The organism is Aggregatibacter sp. oral taxon 458 str. W10330 (assembly GCF_000466335.1).
In the GTDB taxonomy this organism is placed as follows: domain Bacteria; phylum Pseudomonadota; class Gammaproteobacteria; order Enterobacterales; family Pasteurellaceae; genus Aggregatibacter.
Genome location: NZ_KE952614.1, coordinates 88,687 through 108,478, shown reverse-complemented (window position 1 = coordinate 108,478; position 19,792 = coordinate 88,687). Strand labels below are relative to the sequence as shown.

Genomic DNA, 19,792 nt, shown 5'->3' with positions numbered 1-19,792 from the left:
TGAATTGTAGCGTGCAACTTGTTGCACGAAATCGCGAATGCCTGAAAGCGTTAAATAACGTTCCTTGCGTAATTTGGTCGTGCATCAAGATGCACGCTACGAACGAAATCGTGAATGCCTGAAAGAATTAAATAACGTTCCGTGCGTTATTTGGTTGTGCATCAAGATGCACGATACGCATGAAATCGTAAATTACGTACCGAAGTTAATTATTCGTGCAACAAGTTGCACGCTACGAGGGGTTAAATAATCGTCCTATATGTTGAGTTTCGGTTGTCAGCCTTGTTCATTATGTAGCGAGGATTTTTTTCTGTTCATCGCTTAAGCTATTTGGCGCCATACGCATAGCCTATGGCTTTTACAGCCAGACTTTGGCTGGCTATAATAAAACGGCTGAAAAATCCACCGCACTTTTAAAATACACTTTTCGGCGTATCAAAAAGTGCGGTCAGTTTTGTTAAAATTCGTTCACCTACCTTGCTTATTTTTTTATTGTTCTTAAGCCCATAAATGGCGATAATACACCGCTTATACGAACGAATTGAACGCTATGACACATTACATTCTACTGATCATCGGCACGGCATTGATTAATAACTTCGTGCTGGTCAAATTTCTCGGACTCTGCCCTTTTATGGGCGTCTCAAAAAAAATCGAAACCGCTATCGGCATGGGCTTGGCAACAACCTTTGTGCTAACGGTGGCGGCGCTTTGCTCCTATTTAGTGGATCATTATATTCTCGCCCCATTAAACGCAACATTTTTACGCACACTCGTTTTTATTTTAGTTATCGCCGTAGTAGTGCAATTTACTGAAATGGCGATTCACAAAACCAGCCCAACTTTATATCGTTTACTGGGCATTTTCCTGCCGCTTATTACCACCAACTGTGCGGTACTTGGCGTGGCGTTGTTAAACGTGAATCTTGCGCATAATTTAACGGAATCGGTGGCTTACGGCTTTGGTGCCTCTGCCGGTTTTGCCTTAGTTTTAGTCTTATTTGCCGCATTGCGTGAACGCTTGGTTGCCGCCAGTGTGCCAATGCCGTTTCGTGGTGCCTCTATTGCCTTGATTACGGCAGGCTTAATGTCGCTTGCGTTCATGGGCTTTACCGGATTGGTGAAACTATAATGGCAACTTTCTATTACGTTCTCATTGCCATTGTCATATTGGCGCTGATTTTCGGCGCTATTTTGGGCTTTGCATCCGTAAAACTGAAAGTCGAAGCAGATCCCATTGTCGAAAAAATCAATGCGATTTTACCGCAAAGCCAATGTGGCCAATGTGGCTATCCCGGTTGCAGACCTTATGCTGAAGCCATTGCCAACGGCGATGTGATTACCAAATGTATTCCCGGCGGCAGACCCACTGTCATTAAAATCGCCGAATTGCTTGGCGTTGAACCGCCGGAGACCGATAATTTAGCCGAAGATCCTGCGCCGAAAGTCGCCTTTATTGATGAAAATATGTGTATCGGCTGCACCAAATGCATTCAGGCGTGTCCGGTGGATGCCATTATCGGTAGCAATAAACTCATGCACACGATTATTCCTGATTTATGTACCGGCTGTGAGCTTTGTGTTGCGCCCTGCCCGACCAGCTGTATTTCCATGATTAAAGTCGAAAAAAATATTGATACTTGGGATTGGAAATTCGATCCTAATCTAGTGATTCCGATTGTTGATACCACATCGGCAGAGAAGAAAATCATTGTGGGGAAATAAATGGCGGATGTATTAACACGTTTTAACAGTGGCAAACTTTGGGAATTTGACGGTGGTATTCACCCGCCGGATATGAAGTCCCAATCTAATGGTACGCCCATTCGCACACTCCCTCTGCCCGATGATTTTTATGTGCCGATAAAACAACACGCCGGTACTGCAGGAAACCTGTTGGTAAAACCCGGTGATCGCGTACTCAAAGGACAACCACTGACACAAGGCGATGGCTTGCAAAGTTTACCTGTTCATGCACCCACCTCCGGTACAGTGATTGATATCGCGCCTTATGTCGCGCCACATCCATCCGGGCTGACAGAAACCTGCGTACATATTCAAGCAGATGGCTTGGATCAATGGCGTCCACAAGTGCCAATCGAGGATTTTTTCACCCAAACGCGGGAACAGCTCATTGAAAAAATTTATCAAGCAGGCATCGCCGGCTTGGGTGGCGCGGTATTCCCGACAGCAGCCAAAATTCACTCTGCTGAAAAACAGGTTAAATTGCTGATTATTAACGGCGCAGAATGTGAACCCTACATCACCTGCGACGATCGCTTAATGCGCGATCGTGCCGATGAAATCATCGAGGGCGTGCGTATTTTGCGTTATATTTTGCGCCCTGAAAAAGTCGTTATCGCCGTAGAAGACAATAAACTTGAAGCCGTCTTCGCCTTAGAACATGCATTACATGGCGCAAATGACATTGACATCCGTATCATTCCGACAAAATATCCGTCCGGTGCGGCAAAACAACTCATTCAAGTGCTAACAGGCATGGAAGTGCCAAGTGGGCAACGTTCCTCCAGTATTGGCGTGCTCATGCAAAATGTGGGAACTGCCTTTGCGATTAAACGCGCGGTACTTGATGACGAGCCTTTAATTGAACGCGTCGTTACCCTCACCGGTGATAAAATTCCAAACAAAGGCAATTATTGGGCACGCTTTGGCACCCCGATTTCTCATTTATTGCGTGAAACCGGCTACCAATATGACGACCGTTTCCCAGTCTTCATGGGCGGTCCAATGATGGGTGTCATTCTACCTGATTTAAATGCGCCGATGACCAAAGTGGCAAACTGCTTATTGGCACCGGATCATTTTGAATATGCGCCACCGGAACCGGAAAAAAGCTGTATTCGCTGCTCTGCCTGCTCCGATGCTTGCCCGGTAAAACTGATGCCGCAGCAACTCTATTGGTTTGCGCGAAGCGAAAATCACGAAAAATCGGAAGAATATTCTCTCAAAGACTGTATTGAATGTGGTGTGTGCGCCTATGTTTGCCCAAGCCACATTCCGCTTATTCAATATTTCCGCCAAGAAAAAGCCAAAATTTGGGAAATTAAACATAAAGCAAAATTAGCAGAAGAGGCGAAAATCCGTTTTGAACAACGCCAAGCCCGCCTAGAACGGGAAGAACAAGAACGCAAAGCGCGTTCTCAACGAGCCGCGGCAGCACGCCGTGAAGAATTAGCACAGCAAAAAGGCGTCGATCCAGTCGCCGCTGCCTTAGAACGCTTAAAAGCGAAAAAAGCCGAGTCTGCAGAAAATACGCAAATTGAGCAAAAAACCCTTATTGATGAAAAAGGTCACATTCAGCCTGACAATCGCGACATCATGGCACAACGCAAGGCGCGCCGATTAGCCCGTCAAGCGGAAACCATAGCGTCTGCCGAACCGGCAACAGCTCAAAGTGCGGTTCAAATTTCAGATGAAAATCCAGCAGACACGGATCCGCGCAAAGCTGCTATTGCTGCCGCGCTCGCACGTGCTAAAGCGAAAAAAGCGGCGTACCAAGGGGAAACCACAACCTCTACCGAACAGACAACAGCCCAAAGTGCGGTTCAAATTCCAGATGAAAATCCAGCAGAAACTGATCCACGCAAAGCTGCGATTGCTGCCGCGCTCGCGCGAGCCAAAGCGAAGAAAGCCGCTCAACAAGGGGAAGCTGTAGCCTCAACTGAACCTGAAATAGCCCAAAGGGCGGTTCAAATTCCAGATGAAAATTCAGTGGAAACGGATCCGCGCAAAGCCGCTATTGCGGCGGCTATCGCACGTGCTAAAGCAAAAAAAGCGGCGCAGCAAGGGGAAAACGTAGCCTCTGCCGAACCGGCAACAGTCCAAAGTGCGGTTCAAATTTCAGATGAAAATACAGCGGAAACAGATCCACGCAAAGCTGCCATTGCGGCTGCGATCGCGCGTGCTAAAGCGAAAAAAGCCGCGCAGCAAGGGGAAAACGTAGCCTCTTCCGAACCGGTAACAGACCAAAGTGCGGTTCAAATTTCAGATGAAAAATCAGAAGAGACGGATCCGCGCAAAGCCGCCATTGCCGCCGCTATCGCACGCGCCAAAGCGAAAAAAGCGGCACAGCAAGCCCAACAAAATGAACAGCATTAAGGAATCACCCATGTTTAAGATGATCAGTTCACCCCATACTCATTCGGGAAAACTCACCATGCGAATTATGCTTTGGGTGATGTTAGCCATGCTACCGGCGATTGCATTACAAGTGCATTACTTCGGTGTTGGCGTGCTGATTCAAGCCGCCTTGGCAATCAGTTTTGCTTTGGTGCTAGAATTGTTAGTGACTTTTTTGCGCAAACAACCACCCTTGAGTTACCTTTCTGATTTGAGTGTAATTTTGACCGCACTGATTCTTGCGGTGGCGATTCCGCCTTATGCGCCCTATTGGATTATTCTTATTGGCACATTTTGTGCGGTGATTTTGGGCAAGCACGTTTATGGCGGATTAGGGCAAAATCCCTTTAACCCTGCTATGGTAGGGTATGTCGTGTTGTTGACCTCATTCCCATTGCAAATGACGACTTGGATGCCGGCGATTCAACTTCTGCCGGAACCGCCAACCTTTGCCGATGCCTTACAATTGATTTTTCATGGTTTAACTACCGATGGTTTTAGCTTACACCAATTAACCGCCTCCATTGACGGCATGACACAAGCCACGCCGCTGGATACCACGAAATTGTTTTACGCCACACAGGCTTCCGATCGCAATATCAGTTCGGTTTATGCCGACTTAGTGAAATTACCGATATTTACCCAAAACGGTTGGGATTTTGCGCAAGGTTGGTGGCAAATCAATTTCGCCTTTTTACTGGGGGGAATTTTCTTAATCCTGAAAAAAGCCATTCACTGGCACATTCCCGTGGCAATGTTAAGCAGCTTTACCCTTTTGAGTCTGTTAACCGAACTCTTCTCAACGAGTGGCCACTTAAGCACGGCAAGCCAACTCTTCAGCGGTGCCATGATGTTCGGCGCATTCTTTATCGCCACTGATCCGGTTACGGCTTCGATTACGCCGAAAGGAAAATTGGTATTTGGTGCATTGGTGGGATTATTCGTTTATTTAATTCGGTTTTATGGCAACTACCCTGACGGCGTGGCATTTGCCGTCTTGCTCAGCAACATTTGCGTGCCGTTAATCGATCATTACACCCGTCCACGGGTCGCCGGTCATCGTGGATAAGGAGACATCATGCAAGCAATTAAAATCACCTCCAAATACGGCGTGTTATTGGCTTTTGTGGCATTTTGTTGCACAGCAATTTCGAGCGGCGTTTATTTTCTCACGAAAGATAAAATCGATCAGGCAATGCAATCGCAACAACGGGCGTTATTATTACAAGTGATTCCACAGGACTATTTTACGAATGATTTAACGCAAGATTGCGATGTACCGAAAATCGACGCATTGCAAAATGTCGCGATTCAAAAAATCTGTACAGCCAAAAAAGACGGCAAAATCACCGCGTATGCTTTTGAAAGCGTGGCGCATGACGGTTACTCCGGTGATATTCGTATTTTAGTCGGCATGAAACCGGACGGCGAAGTGCTTGGTGTGCGCATTACAGAACACCATGAAACGCCGGGCTTGGGCGATAAAATCGAAACGCGTATTTCCAATTGGATTTTGAGCTTTGATCATCAAGTCATCAGCCAAGAGAAAGCGGCAGAATGGGCAGTCAAAAAAGACGGCGGTAAATTCGATCAATTCGCCGGGGCGACAATCACGCCGCGCGCTGTGGTCAATCAAGTAAAACGCGCTGCACTTGCTATGTTGGATAATTTACCGAAAGAGAAAGAATAATGGATAAACGAGATGAAATAACTGAAACGCCGGCAGAAAGCCAATCTGTCGAAAATAAAAGTGCGGTGACAATTCCAAATGAAAAAAGCATTTGGAGAACCATTTTCGTTCAAGGTATTTGGACGAATAACTCCACGGTGGTGCAATTGCTGGGATTGTGTCCGCTACTTGCTGTGTCCAATACGGCAACGAATGCCCTGGGTTTAGGTTTAGCCACCATGCTGGTGCTCACCTGTACCAATACGGTCATATCGATTTTTCGTCAACATATTCCCAACGAAATTCGGATTCCGATTTACGTCATGATCATTGCCACGACGGTTACTGTGGTGCAATTACTGATGAACGCTTATACTTACCCGCTTTACCAATCACTCGGTATTTTTATTCCGCTGATTGTGACCAACTGTATCGTGATCGGGCGGGCGGAAGCCTTTGCCTCAAAGAACAGCATCGCCCATTCTGCCTTTGATGGTTTTTCCATGGGATTAGGGATGTTATGTGGCTTGGTCGCATTAGGTGCCCTACGTGAAGCTATTGGCAATGGTACGTTATTTGACGGCATCGAAAACTTATTGGGCAACTGGGCAGCATTTATGCGAATTGAATTTTTCCATAGCGACAGTAATCTGCTACTGGCAATTTTGCCCCCCGGTGCATTTATCGGTTTAGCGTTGCTATTAGCGTTAAAAAATATCATAGATACAAAAAAGTAGTTTAAAAATAAATAATGCTCAGATAATTCGTCCCCATCTAATTTGCCTGAGCGACTGAGAATTTTTAGGAAAATTTAGCTTGTTTGAGCAACCTAGTTGCGAGTTCTAAATTTTCCGTAAAGAAAATTCTCACCAAGCTCAGACAAGCAAATTAGCTTGGGGTGTGTTTTTTGCTACTTTTTTGCACAAGCAAAAAAGTAGAAGGAAAAGTATGAATAAAGAAAAAAGAATTGAAATTCTAAAACGTCTGCGTGCTGCCAATCCGCACCCAACCACGGAACTGAATTTTAGCTCGCCCTTTGAATTATTAATTGCCGTGATTTTGTCAGCACAAGCCACTGACAAAGGGGTAAATAAAGCGACAGATAAACTCTTTCCTGTCGCCAACACGCCGCAGGCAATTTTGGCGTTGGGCGTGGATGGCTTAAAAGAATACATCAAAACGATTGGCCTATTTAATAGCAAAGCAGAAAATATCATCAAAACCTGCCGTGATTTAATTGAAAAACACCACGGTGAAGTGCCTGAAGATCGCGAAGCATTAGAAGCCCTTGCCGGCGTAGGAAGAAAAACGGCCAATGTGGTATTAAATACCGCATTTGGACATCCGACTATCGCCGTGGATACCCATATTTTTCGCGTCTGTAACCGTACCGGCTTTGCGCCCGGCAAAGATGTGGTGAAAGTCGAAGAAAAATTGATAAAAGTGGTTCCTGCCGAATTTAAGGTGGACGTACACCACTGGTTAATTTTGCATGGACGATATACTTGCGTGGCGCGCAAACCTCGCTGCGGTGCGTGCATCATTGAAGATTTGTGCGAATATAAAAATAAAACAGAATATTAAAAATACAGGAAAACTTATGACAACACCAAAATCAGAACGACAAACCTGGTCCAATCGTTTAACTTATGTGCTTACCGTTGCCGGCGCAACCGTCGGTTTTGGCGCGACATGGCGCTTTCCCTATTTGGTGGGAGAAAACGGTGGCGGTGCCTATGTCTTGCTATTTTGCATTGCGATGATTGTCATTGGTATTCCAATGATTTTAGTAGAAAACGTGATTGGCCGTCGTTTACGGGTCAACTCCATTGATGCCTTTGGCGATAAAATTTTAGATAAAGGCAAAAGGATTTCAAAATATTGGAAACTGCTTGGCTATATGGGGCTTCTCGGTGCGTTTGGAATCATGGCGTATTACATGGTACTTGGCGGTTGGGTGATTACCTATATCATTAATCTCATCAGTGGTACGCTTGATATTTCTACGCCCATCACCAAAGATGTCGCAAAAGATTTCTACGATTTACACATCAGTAACAGCCCGGTTGAAATCATTATTTACACCGCACTTTTTGTACTCGTCAATTACATTATTTTGGCAAAAGGCATTATCGGTGGCATTGAGCGCTCCGTGAAATACTTAATGCCATTGCTGTTTATTTTCTTGATTGGCATGGTTATTCGTAATATTACCTTGCCGGGCGCAATGGAAGGTATCACCTTTTACCTCAAACCGGATTTTTCTAAAATCACCCCCAAATTATTTGTTTTCGTGTTGGGACAAGTTTTCTTCGCATTAAGCTTAGGTTTCGGTGTGTTAATCACCCTTTCCAGCTACTTAAATAAAGAAGAAAATTTAATCCAAACGGCGGTAATCACCGGCTTCACTAACACCATTATTGCCGTGTTAGCCGGCTTTATGATTTTCCCGTCTTTGTTTACCTTTGGCATTGAGCCGAATGCCGGCCCAACATTGGTATTCCAAAGTTTGCCGATTGTGTTCTCCCATTTATGGGCAGGTAAATTCTTTGCAATTATCTTCTTTGGCTTATTGCTTATCGCTGCTTTAACGACATCTATCACCATTTACGAAGTGATCATCACGGCCTTACAAGAAAAACTCAGAATGCGCCGTAGCAAAGCCATTATTCTAACGCTCAGCGGAATTTTTCTCTTGGGCAACGTGCCGTCTATTTTAGGGGATAATCTTTGGAAAGACGTCACCTTCTTCGGCAAAAGCATCTTTGATGCCTTTGATTTCGTCAGTGGTAATATTCTGTTTATGCTTACCGCACTTGGTTGCGCGCTTTTCGTGGGTTTCGTGTTAAAAGACGACGCGAAAAAAGAACTGTCTCCAACGCCAGATTCTACTTTTACCAAACTTTGGTTTAACTATGTAAAATTTGTCGTGCCGTTTATTATTTTGGTGATTTTTATCAGCAATTTACTTTAAGTGAGATCAAAGTCTGCTCAACACCGAGCAGGCTTTGTTTTATGAGCATAAATGCAATAGAGCCCCATGATGATCACGGTTTATTAAGCAAAAAAAAGTGCCTCACAGAGGCACTACTCGGAAAGCAAAATATGTTTGGCTATTTTTATAGCACTTGTTTTTATAGGGTTAAGCATACTCAACGCCACCTAACAACGCAAACGCTTATTTACAAATTTGTGAACTAACTCACGCTTTTAAATGATTTATTTTCACCAAACAGCGTCGCGTGATATTTAGCTTTCTCACGATTAGCCTCCCCCATTCAAACGGAGAAACCCCATGCAGATTTTTAACAACGGTAAATACAAAAGCATCCTTGCGGCAGAACCCGGTGAGCTTGCAGAAATTGCGCAAACCGTGAAAAAAGACAAGGATTTTCGACCGCACTTTCATATTTCACCACCCACCGGGCTGATGAACGATCCGAACGGTCTCATCTTTGATGGCGAGAAATATCACCTTTTTTATCAATGGTTTCCTTTTGATGCCATGCACGGCATGAAACACTGGAAGCATTTAATCACCAAAGATTTCCAACATTATCAATCTGCTGACGATCTTATTCCTTGTGAGCTTTTTGAATCTCACGGCTGTTATTCCGGTGGTGCATTAAAAGTCGGTGATAAATTAGCCATGTTTTATACCGGTAACACCCGTCGCCCAAGCGATAATCAGCGTATCCCGTTCCAAAATTTAGCCATTTTCGATCTTGATGGAAAATTGCTCAGCAAGCGTCCGTTAATTGAAAATGCGCCTGAAGGCTATACAGAACACGTTCGTGACCCGAAACCTTATTTCACTGAAAACGGTAAAATTCGTTTTATCTGCGGTGCGCAACGGGAAAACCTCACCGGCACGGCGATTATTTTTGAAATGGACGATCTTGAAGATACGCCGCGTTTGCTAGGTGAGCTTTCCTTACCGGCGTTTGATAATACCAATGTGTTTATGTGGGAATGCCCTGACTTATTAAAACTGGGCGATAAAGATGTGTTTATTTGGTCGCCACAAGGCAAAGATCGCGAAGCGCATCAATTCCAAAATAATTACCATGCAACGTATGCTGTGGGAAAATTAACGGAGTTAACCTTTGAAGCAGACTATATCGATGAATTAGATCAAGGCTTTGATTTCTATGCGCCGCAAACTTTTGCCGGTTTAGACAATAAAACTCAAGCCGTACTTTTCGGTTGGATCGGTTTGCCGGATTTAACCTATCCAACGGACAAATTCAAATGGCATTCCGCCTTAACCCTGCCGCGAGAATTACGCTTAAAAGGCAATAAAATCTACCAACGCCCGATTGCAAAAACGTATGAAAATCTGACCGCACTTTCAACGCTTCATCTTAATGGAAACGCTGAAATTGCCGATTTAGATCGGGCTTATGTAAGATTTGAAGCCCATAATCAGGCTTTTGATTTGACGTTTTTCCAAAATGAACAAGGGCAATCCTTGCGTCTTTCTTATGAAAACGGCTTGGTTTGCTTAGATCGCAGCCAAAGCGAACAAACCGAACTCATGGAAACATTCGGCAGTAAGCGTTTTTGTGAAATCGCGAATCTGCAAACCGTAGAAATATTCTTTGATCGTTCTATTATGGAAATTTTCTTTAATCATGGTAAAAAAGCCATGACATCAAGATTTTTCATTGAAAAAAGAAAAAATATTATGACCGGTAGTCGCCCATTGGATTTAATGGTGGGCTATTTGCCGGTCATTCATTTTATTTAAAGGAAATCAGCGCCTTAAGCAAATGCCGCTTGGTGTTCAAGCAATTGGGCTTTGGTTAAGGCGAATACGCCTACGCCGCCATTGGCGAGTTCAAGCCAGTTAAACGGCACTTGTGGGAATTGTTCAATTAAATGCACCATGCTGTTACCTACTTCGCAGACTAATACACCATTGTCAGCTAAGTAATTTGGCGCTAGGTGTAGGATTTCTTTGGTGATAGTTAACCCATCATTGCCGGAGCCGAGAGCCATTTCCGGTTCGTAGTGAAATTCCTCCGGCATATCGGAGAGATCTTCTCGATCTACATAAGGTGGGTTAGTGACAATGAGATCATACTGTTCTTCCAATAAACGAGAGAATAAATCTGACTGAATCGGGAAGACGCGGTGAGTTAAATTGTGGCGTTCAATGTTGATTTCGGCAACATTCAACGCATCAAAAGAGAGATCAACGGCATCCACATCGGCTTCAGGGAACTGTTCCGCACAAGCGATCGCAATACAGCCGCTGCCGGTGCACATATCTAAAATGCGTTGCGGTTCATGCGTTAATAAGCCGGCGAACCCTTGTTCAATCAAGGCGCTGATGGGAGAGCGAGGAACAATCACGCGTTCATCCACATAAAACTCTAAGCCACAGAACCAAGCACGGTGAATTAAGTAAGCCACAGGAATGCGTTTTTCAATGCGGATGATGACCAAACGGATGATTTCCTGTTTTTCTGCCGTCGTGAGTCGAGCGTCATACAATTCACTTGGAAAATCCGGTGGTAAGTGCAAGGTGGCTAAAACCAATTGTTGTGCTTCATCCCAAGCATTGTCATAGCCGTGTCCATAGTAAATGTCGGCACGATTGAAGGTGCTGTAGCACCAACGTAGGAAATCTTTGATCGTGTGCAGTTCATCTTGCACGTTGGCGGAATAAATATTGTCAATGAGTTCTTGATTAAAGGTAATTGGGTTCATGATTTGCTCATATCAATGTTAAAATTGCGCGTAGTTATACCATATTTGAAAGAGGAAACGAAATGTTAGATGAGGACGCGATTTCCCTGTTTCGTGCGGAAATGAAAGGCGTGAAGCCGTTAAAACAGGATACCGTTGTGGTGACGACAGGTTCGTATAAAAAGAAAGCACAAGAGGCAATAAAGGAACAACGTGAACAACAAGATACGTTATTTTATTTTTCTGATGAATATGAGCCGTTGTTAGATGAGGAAAGTGCGGTCAAATATTTGCGTGAAAATGAAGATTCGTATTTATTGAAGCAATTACGCCGCGGTGATTTTTCACCGGAGATTTTTTTGGATTTGCACGGTTTAACACGTGAACAGGCAAAATTAGAGCTGGCAGCATTAATTCAAACCTGCGAGAAAGAACATCTTTATTGCGCCAGTATCATGACAGGCTACGGCACTTATACGTTAAAACGCCAGATTCCCCGTTGGCTAGTGCAACACCCGAAAGTGAGAGCATTGCACCAAGCCCCAAAGGAATGGGGCGGTGAAGCAGCCATTTTGATCCTGATTGATGTTTAACAACATTTATGAACGGCATGGTAAAGCGGCGGTAAAATTTGGTTGATCATGCTAAGTTGCTGCATTGGAATGTGTCCTTGCAGCTGTGCCGCTTTATGATTTTTTTCTAAATGGCTTTGTGCCTGTTTTAAACTCACTTCAATGTTATTTTGTAATTTCTCGAAAACCATCGGTGTAAGCTGTTCAATATGCTCTAAAATGTAAATAATTTTCTTCGCTGCCGGATAAAATTCCGCCAAGAAAAAAGTGCTTTGTTGCATTTGTTTCATTTTACTGCGGTAAGCTCCTAGCGTAGAAATGTAACTCAGTAGAGAATAGTTAATTTTTAAAAGCTCGAATCCAGCCTGTAAATATGCCTGATATTTTTTCGGCTCATGGTTCATATTGGAAATGGTGGCGCTTAATGCCGAAGCATATTCATGGGCATAGCGGCGGGCAATGCGGTATTTCAAGTTATCGCCTTTGCCAAACTGTAATTGACTGATGATATACAACAAATATTTCGCATCGCTTTTGATTGCCTGACGGCTGACTTTATCCAACTGCAAATACTTCCAATCCGGCCATAAGTAAGACACGGCAAACCAGGAAATGGTCGCGCCGATCAGGGTGTCAATGACGCGAGAATAAAGCGCTTGTTCCACATTAAAGCCCATCACATCAAAGCTGAAAATCACCTGTAAGGTAATGAAGAAGGTGGAAAAGCTGTAATTATTGGTACGGAAAAAGAAAAAGAGCGTGCTGGTGAGCACGATTAAACCTAATTGTAATTCCAGTGTCGGATTCGCATAGGGCAGAAGCGATGCCAGAATGACACCAAGAATGGTGCCGACAATTCGTTGTTTTAGACGAAGTTTAGTCGCTGTGTAGTTGGGCTGACAAACAAAAACAGCGGTTAATAACACCCAATACGCCCGATCTAACGGCAAAAACTCGCCGATGGTGCAACAAATAAACACGACAATCGACAAACGTACCGCATGGCGAAAGAGTTGCGAATTGAAATTAAAGTGGCTACGCAGGGCAAGCAGGATATTGTTTAAACCGGTAATTTGTTCCGTATAAATTTGAGCCGTATCGGTTTGTTCCAACTCGTTCACTTCTTGATCAATATGGCGTAATTGGTAGTCAACGCTTTTTAAATTATCCAGTAATGTTTGGAGATTGATAAGATTTTCGGTTTCTTCAATATGGCCATTACTATAAAGCTCGAACGATTGATTTAGCCCGTTAATGGCTTTTTCTAAACGCAGGTCATAACGGTAGGTTTTATTTTGTTGCAAACTTAGCGCAATATCACGGCAAGCTTGGGCTTGGAGCTCCAGTAAGCGTTGAATACGAAAAATTAAATCAGTATTTTTTAAGTGTTCCGCAAGGGTTTGGTAGTCAAAATGATTGGAACTAATGCGCTCATGAATATCTTGCGCAGAAAAATAATAACGAATCATTTTAGTTGTGCGGCTGTGGCGGTGTTGTCCTCGGATACGATAAAACAGCGCCGTTCTCGTCTCATTAAATGCACTTATCAGTTCACTATTTTTCATTGCCATAGCGATATGCTTATTTTCAATTTGCTCAATATCGTCAGGATCAAAAAAAGTGGCTTTCGCATCAAGGTAATTGGCTAACGCAATAAACGATTTAGCAACACTTTCCTGCACAGGGCGATTCGGAAAAAATAAATGCACGCATAATGTGGTGATACTGTAAAGCAAGGTGCCGCAAAGAATCATCAGAGGGTTCATATACCACACGGTTTCCGGCAAATAAGTCAGTGTGGTGTATAGCGCCACAACCAACGTACCGAACGCGATGGTGCTATAACGTTGTCCGATTGCCCCAATCATGGTGAAAACAAAGGTCATCGCCGTCATCAACACCATAAATTGGAAATTATGGTTGATGCTCAGTTGCACACTGATCGTAGAAACAGAAAATGCGAGCAGCGTATAAAGCACATTCTTGATTCGGCCGGTTAATCGGTTATCTAAATCCACCAAACCGCCGGCAATAATGCCTAATACCAACGGCATACTTTGCTCGGAAATATCAAAATACCAAATGGCAATCACCGCCAAATTGACGGCAATAAAAATCGGAATGGAGGCAATCACTTTTGCATTAAACCAGTGATTCATGCGAAATCCTTAAGACTACTTATAAAAACGATCGTATTGCGTTGCGTGTTGTTGACGAATTAAATCCACCATTGCTTTAGGAACAACCCGTTGCCCCACCGGAAATAACGCAATTCTGGCGATATGGAAATTTGCCAAGCCGGTTGGGATACCGATGATAGTTAGACATTGAGAAATGCCACAAAAAACATGAGCAAGAAACAACCACCAACCGAAAAGGATAAACCAGACGACATTGAGCACCGATCCGAGGGAATTTCCCACCGCACTTTTAGGTTCCAAATACTTCACATGAATTAAATCGTTGCCGAAGGGAACCAATGACATTTTACAAATTTCCCAACAGCTACGCGTATAAGGCAATGTAACGATCAAGACGGCGCTCATGAGGGTGGCAAATAACCACCCTAACGTTGTTGCGAAGCCGCCAAGGACAAAATTGAGAATATTAAGAATCAAGCTCCAATTCATAGCAATGTCTATTTTAAGCGTTCGTTTAAATAACCTTGATAGTCCGGAATACGAATATCGCAGGTATCATTAAAAAATGGCGAAGAAATCAGAAAATCGGCACTTGCCATATTCATAGCAACCGGAATATTCCAAACGGTGGCAATGCGCATTAACGCTTTGACATCCGGATCATGTGGCACAGCATTCATCGGATCCCAAAAGAAAATCATTAAATCAATTTTATTTTCAGCAATTAAGCCACCGAGTTGTTGATCGCCGCCCATAGGGCCACTGAGTAAGCTATTCACAATTAAACCGGTTTCACGATGAATGAGACTCCCTGTGGTGCCGGTGCCATACAGGGTATGATGTGCTAATAAAGTGCGGTGGGTTTTACACCAGTTTATCAAATCCGCTTTACAGTGGTCATGCGCCACTAAGGCAATGTGTTTATTCGCCGACAATGTGCGATAGGTCGTTTGCATAAGTGCTCCTAAAATAAAAAGTGAGCGAACAGGCTCACTTTTCGGACATCAATGAATGAGAAGAAATCACCGATTATTTTTGTTTTTTCGCCCAATCAATAAAACGTGCTTGGGTTTCTTTATCGGCTTGTTGATACCAATATTGCAACATTTGCTCTGCCACATTTTCACCTTGTAATGTCACCTTGCCTTTGTTGACTTTACCGGCTGCGGCAGTGCCACCAACAGCCACTGCGGCTGGTGCTGCACCGGCAAATGCCGCCACGGCAGCAGGCGCGCCAGAGGCGTTATATTCACTTAAGTCTTTGATTAAGCTCACTGAAGGGAAAAAACCTTCTTGTTTTAAATATTCTTGCTGGTTCGCAACGTCTCTTCCGGATGGCGTTTTTACGCTGATGATCGGAGCCTGTTTAAATGCATTTACATCACGTTCATTTTGTAAACGAGGCGCAGAAATAACGATATCATCAGGGGTTCCCTGAAATGCCACAACGATCGGATCAGACTCAAACAAAACACGGTCAGAACCGCTTTGAATAATTTCGGATACCCGCACGACCACTTGGTGTTTTTGTGTATCATTCACGTTAAATGCATGATTTTCTTTTAACATGGATTTAGCCGGTTTTTGACCATCAATGGCTAAAAAATCAATATTCGATGAACCGGTGACTACGCCGGCAAAGCTCGCCGTACTGGCTAAAAATGTTGCAGCTAATGCAGCGAAACGAAATTTCATATTTACTCCTGTTTTGAAGGACATTCATTAAAATTAGATGACACTCTATAAAATAAAGCGTAGTTTGTATGCTATGCCAAATTAGCGAAAAATGAAAATAAAAAATACGCATTAGGCGTGAGTTTTTGTATTTTTTCGCACATTTTAAGGAGAAGGCTGATGATTAAAAAACGCTTTCGTATTTACGGTCATGTACAAGGCGTTGGGTTTCGTTATTTTACGTGGAAGCAAGCGCTGAAGATCGGCGTAACCGGCTTTATACGTAATCTTGCCGACGGCACCGTGGAAGTGATCGCCGTCGGTTCGGAAAGTCAAATTGAAGCGTTAGATGCTTGGTTACAAGAGGGGCCTCGCACCGCCATCGTGGACAATGTATTCGCGGAAAATTATCTTGGCGAAAAAGAATTTACGGCGTTTCAAGTGCTACACTGAAATGCAGTTTGATTTTGCTATAAATAAGTGCGGTTAAAAATACCGCCGCTTGTAACAAAATAATGCAAGGGCCGGTCGCACCGTCAATGTGATAGCTGATAATTGTGCCAAAGAGACTGGTGCTGATAGAGGTTACCAAGGCAATAGCAATCATATGATCAAAGCGCTTGCTTAAAATAAATGCCGTAATGCCCGGTGAAATAAGCATTGCAACGACTAAGATCACGCCCACCACTTGCATGGCGCTGACAATAGTTAAAGCAAGGAGAATCAGCAAGCTGTAATGCAAAAGTCGAGGCGATAATCCCACAATTTTGGCTTGTGTAGCATCAAAACAATAAAGCAGAAAATCTTTCCGACGAAAAAAAATGACGAAAAAAACGACCGCACTTATGACAAGCGTTTGCAGCATTTCCGCATCGCTTACACCAAGCAAGTTGCCAAATAAAATATGGGTTAAATGCTGATCCGTTTCGATTTTGGTAAATAAGACAATCCCGAGCGCAAACATGCCTGAAAAGACAATCCCCATCGCGGTATCTTCTTTGATACGACTATTTTCTTTTAAGTAGCCTACGCTGACAGAACAGGTTAATCCTGCGACAAAGGCGCCGATACTCAAGGGTAATCCTAACCAAAACGCCACCACAATCCCCGGTAGAACAGCATGAGAAATGGCATCGCCCATTAACGACCAACCTTTTAATACTAAATAGCAAGAGAGCATGGCGCAAATAACGGAGACCAATAGTGCCGTGATCAACGCATTTTGCATAAAGGGATAGGCGAAAGGCTCGGTGAACCATTGATAAATAGCATTCATTGTTGCACCTCTTCTTTCGTTATTGGTTTACGCTGGCGGATTAAGCCGTATTTTGGCGAGAAAATAAAAGCCAACAGGAAAAGTGCGGTCTGAATACACACAATAACTCCGCCTGTTGCGCCATCCAAGAAATAGCTGATATAAACGCCAATCGCACTGGAAAGAATGCCTAAGATAACAGCAATCATGGCAAGGGTTTTAAAACGATCAGTAAGCAAATAAGCGGTGGCACCCGGCGTGACTACCATGGCGATAACTAAAATCGCGCCAACGGTTTGTAATGCGGCGACGACACAAGCACTGAGTAACGTAAAAAACAGCACTTTGTAATAAATTGGGGTGAGCCCTACGGAAGTGGCATGGACTTCATCAAAGAAAATTAATAACAGATCTTTCCAAAAAATGAGTAATAAAATCAGACTAATACCGATGATAATCGCCACTTGAAGAATATCTTCATCTGCAATGCCCAAGATGTTACCTAACACAATATCTTGCACATTGACGGAGGTCGGGTTGAGAGAAATGATCAACAAACCGAGCGCAAAAAAAGTGGTAAAAATGAAGCCGATAACTGCATCTTCCCGCAGTTTGGTAATGGATTTCACCCATAAAATAGACACGGCGGCTAAGATACCGGAAAAGAAAGCGCCGAGTGCATAAGGCAGGGAAAGCGCATAAGCGATGGCAACACCGGGAACAACCGAGTGGGAAAGGGCATCCCCAATGAGAGACCAACCTTTTAGCATTAAATAAGCTGATAAGAAAGCACAAACGCCACCGACAGCAGAACTGAGCAAGATGGCTTTCACCATATAATCATAGGAAAAAGGTTCCAGTAAAAGATCTAACATGAGGATTTTTCCTCTGATTTGCACTGTTTCACAATTGGCGCCGGTGGATCGACTTTAGTTTTTCCATAGAACACTGCCGCGCGCTCATCATCGGTAAGGACGGTAACAGCACGTGGATCTTCATCATCGTGCAAATCTGAACCCAGTAACTTAATGTGGCGCAATACGCCACCAAAGACCAATTCTAAGTTATGTTGATTGAACGTGGTTTCTGTTGAACCGGCGGCGATGACCGTACGATTAATCATCACCACCTGATCGCAAAAATCCGGTACGGAACCGAGGTTATGCGTAGAGACCAAAATAAGATGCCCTTCATTGCGTAATTGCCCCAGTAAATCAACGATGGCATTTTCGGTTTGCACGTCCACGCCGGTAAAAGGTTCGTCTAATAAAATAATCTTACTTTGTTGAGCAAGTGCGCGAGCGAGAAATACACGCTTTTTCTGCCCACCGGAAAGCTCGCCAATTTGACGATGGGCAAGGTGCTCAATGTTCACCCGTTGCATGGCTTCTTGCACTTTTTGCTTATCGGTTTCACTGGGGCGGCGTAGAAAATTCATGTAACCGTAACGTCCCATCAGCACCACATCATAAACAGACACCGGGAATTGCCAGTCCACTTCTTCCGCCTGTGGCACATAAGAGACCAGATTTTGTTTTAATGCCTGTTTAATTGGCAAATGACACAACGTAATATTGCCTCGTTGTGGATGAATTAATCCCATGAGACTTTTAAACAAGGTCGATTTTCCGCTACCATTGACGCCCACGAGAGCACAGGTGGTGCCTCCTTCCAAGTGAAAGGAGACATTATGGATGGCGGTATGGCCGTTGTTATAGCGGACTGTAACGTCTTCAACACAAATCGAGGCAATATTCGATGACATTATTTTTCAAATCCTTTTACGATAGTGGACACGGTGGTATTTAACAAATCGACATAAGTCGGCACCGGGCCATTTTTATTGGAAAGCGAATCTACATAAAGCACACCACCGTATTTCGCGCCACTTTCTTTTGCCACTTGTTTTGCCGGTTTCGGTGAAATGGTACTTTCACTGAAAACGACCGGAATCTTATTGGCTTTTACGGTTTCAATCACTTTGCGAACCTGTTGTGGTGTACCTTGTTGTTCGGCGTTAATCGGCCATAAGTAGGCTTCTTTAAAACCATAGTCACGAGTGAGATAGCTGAAAGCGCCTTCACTGGTGACCAACCAACGTTGCGCTTCCGGCACTTGTGCTAATTTTTCGCGAAGCGGTTTATCCAACGCTTTGATTTTTTGTGCATAAAGTGCGGCGTTTTTTTCATACGTTTCTTTATTTTGTGGATCGTATTTCACCAACGCATTTTTAATGTTCTCAATATAAATCAAGGCATTGGAAGGAGACATCCAAGCGTGCGGATTTGGGTTGCCGGTATAAGGACCTTCATTAATAGACATTGGCTCGATACCCTCAGTCACAACAACCGCCGGTTTATCTTTCACGTTTTGGAAGAATTTTTCAAACCAACGTTCAAGGTTTAAACCGTTCCATAATACGAGGTCGGCAGATTGGGCTTTTACGATGTCTTTTGGGGTCGGCTCATAATCATGAATTTCAGCACCGGGTTTGGTGATCGATTCCACGGTAGCCGCATCACCGGCGATATTTTGCGCCATATCTTGAATGATGGTGAAGGTGGTAACAACTTTAAATTTTGCATAAGCAAAGCTGCTGCCTAAACTTAATGCAAGCACACTGATTAATGTCGCGAATAAACGCATG

The 19,792-nt window shown here is 43.8% G+C and carries 20 protein-coding genes; 11 read left to right on the top strand and 9 right to left on the bottom strand.

Annotated elements, in window-relative coordinates:
* Positions 1-550: 550 nt before the first annotated feature.
* The 9 genes from rsxA (at position 551) to HMPREF9065_RS02455 (ending at position 10,559) form a co-directional block, all read left to right on the top strand.
* The gene (rsxA, locus tag HMPREF9065_RS02415) at positions 551-1,132 is read left to right on the top strand and encodes an electron transport complex subunit RsxA (RefSeq protein WP_021616612.1); all 582 of its coding nucleotides are present in this window, start codon (positions 551-553) and stop codon (positions 1,130-1,132) included.
* Positions 1,132-1,725: an electron transport complex subunit RsxB gene (gene rsxB / locus HMPREF9065_RS02420; protein WP_021616611.1), complete on the top strand. Its 594-nt coding sequence runs from the start codon at positions 1,132-1,134 to the stop codon at positions 1,723-1,725. Before rsxA ends, rsxB begins: the two co-directional genes overlap by 1 nt.
* Complete coding sequence (rsxC, locus tag HMPREF9065_RS02425; protein ID WP_021616610.1) at positions 1,726-4,119, top strand: electron transport complex subunit RsxC; 2,394 nt, start codon at positions 1,726-1,728, stop codon at positions 4,117-4,119. It abuts the gene before it with no gap.
* Between the two features lie 10 nt (positions 4,120-4,129).
* Complete coding sequence (gene rsxD, locus HMPREF9065_RS02430) at positions 4,130-5,209, top strand: electron transport complex subunit RsxD (RefSeq protein ID WP_033002655.1); 1,080 nt, start codon at positions 4,130-4,132, stop codon at positions 5,207-5,209.
* 9 nt (positions 5,210-5,218) lie between these two features.
* Complete coding sequence (rsxG, locus tag HMPREF9065_RS02435; RefSeq protein WP_021616608.1) at positions 5,219-5,830, top strand: electron transport complex subunit RsxG; 612 nt, start codon at positions 5,219-5,221, stop codon at positions 5,828-5,830.
* Positions 5,830-6,546: an electron transport complex subunit E gene (locus HMPREF9065_RS02440; RefSeq protein ID WP_021616607.1), complete on the top strand. Its 717-nt coding sequence runs from the start codon at positions 5,830-5,832 to the stop codon at positions 6,544-6,546. The genes rsxG and HMPREF9065_RS02440 overlap by 1 nt, the downstream gene beginning before the upstream one ends.
* A 211-nt stretch (positions 6,547-6,757) precedes the next feature.
* The gene (gene nth, locus HMPREF9065_RS02445; RefSeq protein WP_021616606.1) at positions 6,758-7,393 is read left to right on the top strand and encodes an endonuclease III; all 636 of its coding nucleotides are present in this window, start codon (positions 6,758-6,760) and stop codon (positions 7,391-7,393) included.
* Positions 7,394-7,409: 16 nt separating this feature from the next.
* Positions 7,410-8,783, top strand: a complete 1,374-nt coding sequence (locus HMPREF9065_RS02450) for a sodium-dependent transporter (RefSeq protein ID WP_033002654.1) — start codon at positions 7,410-7,412, stop codon at positions 8,781-8,783.
* Between the two features lie 321 nt (positions 8,784-9,104).
* Positions 9,105-10,559 carry a glycoside hydrolase family 32 protein gene (locus HMPREF9065_RS02455; RefSeq protein WP_021616604.1) on the top strand — a complete coding sequence of 485 codons (1,455 nt, stop codon included), beginning with the start codon at positions 9,105-9,107 and terminating at the stop codon, positions 10,557-10,559.
* A 14-nt stretch (positions 10,560-10,573) separates the two neighbouring features.
* Here HMPREF9065_RS02455 and prmB read toward each other — a convergent pair whose 3' ends face one another.
* On the bottom strand, positions 10,574-11,524 hold the full coding sequence (gene prmB / locus HMPREF9065_RS02460; protein WP_021616603.1) for a 50S ribosomal protein L3 N(5)-glutamine methyltransferase: 951 nt from the start codon (positions 11,522-11,524) through the stop codon (positions 10,574-10,576).
* Positions 11,525-11,586: 62 nt separating this feature from the next.
* On the opposite strand from prmB, the gene smrB reads away from it, so the two are divergent.
* Positions 11,587-12,096, top strand: a complete 510-nt coding sequence (gene smrB, locus HMPREF9065_RS02465) for an endonuclease SmrB (RefSeq protein ID WP_021616602.1) — start codon at positions 11,587-11,589, stop codon at positions 12,094-12,096.
* Here smrB and yccS read toward each other — a convergent pair.
* The 4 genes from yccS to HMPREF9065_RS02485 form a co-directional block, all read right to left on the bottom strand.
* Positions 12,093-14,234 carry a YccS family putative transporter gene (gene yccS, locus HMPREF9065_RS02470; RefSeq protein WP_021616601.1) on the bottom strand — a complete coding sequence of 714 codons (2,142 nt, stop codon included), beginning with the start codon at positions 14,232-14,234 and terminating at the stop codon, positions 12,093-12,095. The genes smrB and yccS overlap by 4 nt on opposite strands.
* Positions 14,235-14,249: 15 nt before the next feature.
* Positions 14,250-14,705: a YccF domain-containing protein gene (locus HMPREF9065_RS02475; RefSeq protein ID WP_021616600.1), complete on the bottom strand. Its 456-nt coding sequence runs from the start codon at positions 14,703-14,705 to the stop codon at positions 14,250-14,252.
* A gap of 8 nt (positions 14,706-14,713) precedes the next feature.
* Positions 14,714-15,172 (bottom strand): methylglyoxal synthase, encoded by a 459-nt coding sequence (mgsA, locus tag HMPREF9065_RS02480; protein WP_021616599.1) that lies wholly within the window; start codon positions 15,170-15,172, stop codon positions 14,714-14,716.
* A 73-nt stretch (positions 15,173-15,245) separates the two neighbouring features.
* On the bottom strand, positions 15,246-15,911 hold the full coding sequence (locus HMPREF9065_RS02485; RefSeq protein WP_033002653.1) for a curli polymerization inhibitor CsgI-related protein: 666 nt from the start codon (positions 15,909-15,911) through the stop codon (positions 15,246-15,248).
* Between the two features lie 159 nt (positions 15,912-16,070).
* On the opposite strand from HMPREF9065_RS02485, the gene HMPREF9065_RS02490 reads away from it, so the two are divergent.
* Positions 16,071-16,343 carry an acylphosphatase gene (locus tag HMPREF9065_RS02490; protein WP_021616597.1) on the top strand — a complete coding sequence of 91 codons (273 nt, stop codon included), beginning with the start codon at positions 16,071-16,073 and terminating at the stop codon, positions 16,341-16,343.
* On the opposite strand, the gene HMPREF9065_RS02495 is transcribed toward HMPREF9065_RS02490, so the two are convergent.
* Genes HMPREF9065_RS02495 through afeA form a run of 4 tightly spaced genes read right to left on the bottom strand, consistent with a single transcriptional unit; the run spans position 16,318 to position 19,791 of the window.
* On the bottom strand, positions 16,318-17,166 hold the full coding sequence (locus HMPREF9065_RS02495) for a metal ABC transporter permease (RefSeq protein ID WP_021616596.1): 849 nt from the start codon (positions 17,164-17,166) through the stop codon (positions 16,318-16,320). The genes HMPREF9065_RS02490 and HMPREF9065_RS02495 overlap by 26 nt on opposite strands.
* The gene (afeC, locus tag HMPREF9065_RS02500) at positions 17,163-18,020 is read right to left on the bottom strand and encodes an iron ABC transporter permease subunit AfeC (RefSeq protein WP_021616595.1); all 858 of its coding nucleotides are present in this window, start codon (positions 18,018-18,020) and stop codon (positions 17,163-17,165) included. Before afeC ends, HMPREF9065_RS02495 begins: the two co-directional genes overlap by 4 nt.
* A complete protein-coding gene (gene afeB / locus HMPREF9065_RS02505) occupies positions 18,014-18,910 on the bottom strand; it encodes an ironABC transporter ATP-binding protein AfeB (protein WP_021616594.1) in 897 nt (298 codons plus the stop codon). Before afeB ends, afeC begins: the two co-directional genes overlap by 7 nt.
* Positions 18,910-19,791, bottom strand: coding sequence for an iron ABC transporter substrate-binding protein AfeA (gene afeA, locus HMPREF9065_RS02510; protein ID WP_021616593.1), 882 nt, complete (start codon positions 19,789-19,791; stop codon positions 18,910-18,912). The genes afeB and afeA overlap by 1 nt, the downstream gene beginning before the upstream one ends.
* Between the last annotated feature and the right edge of the window lies 1 nt (position 19,792).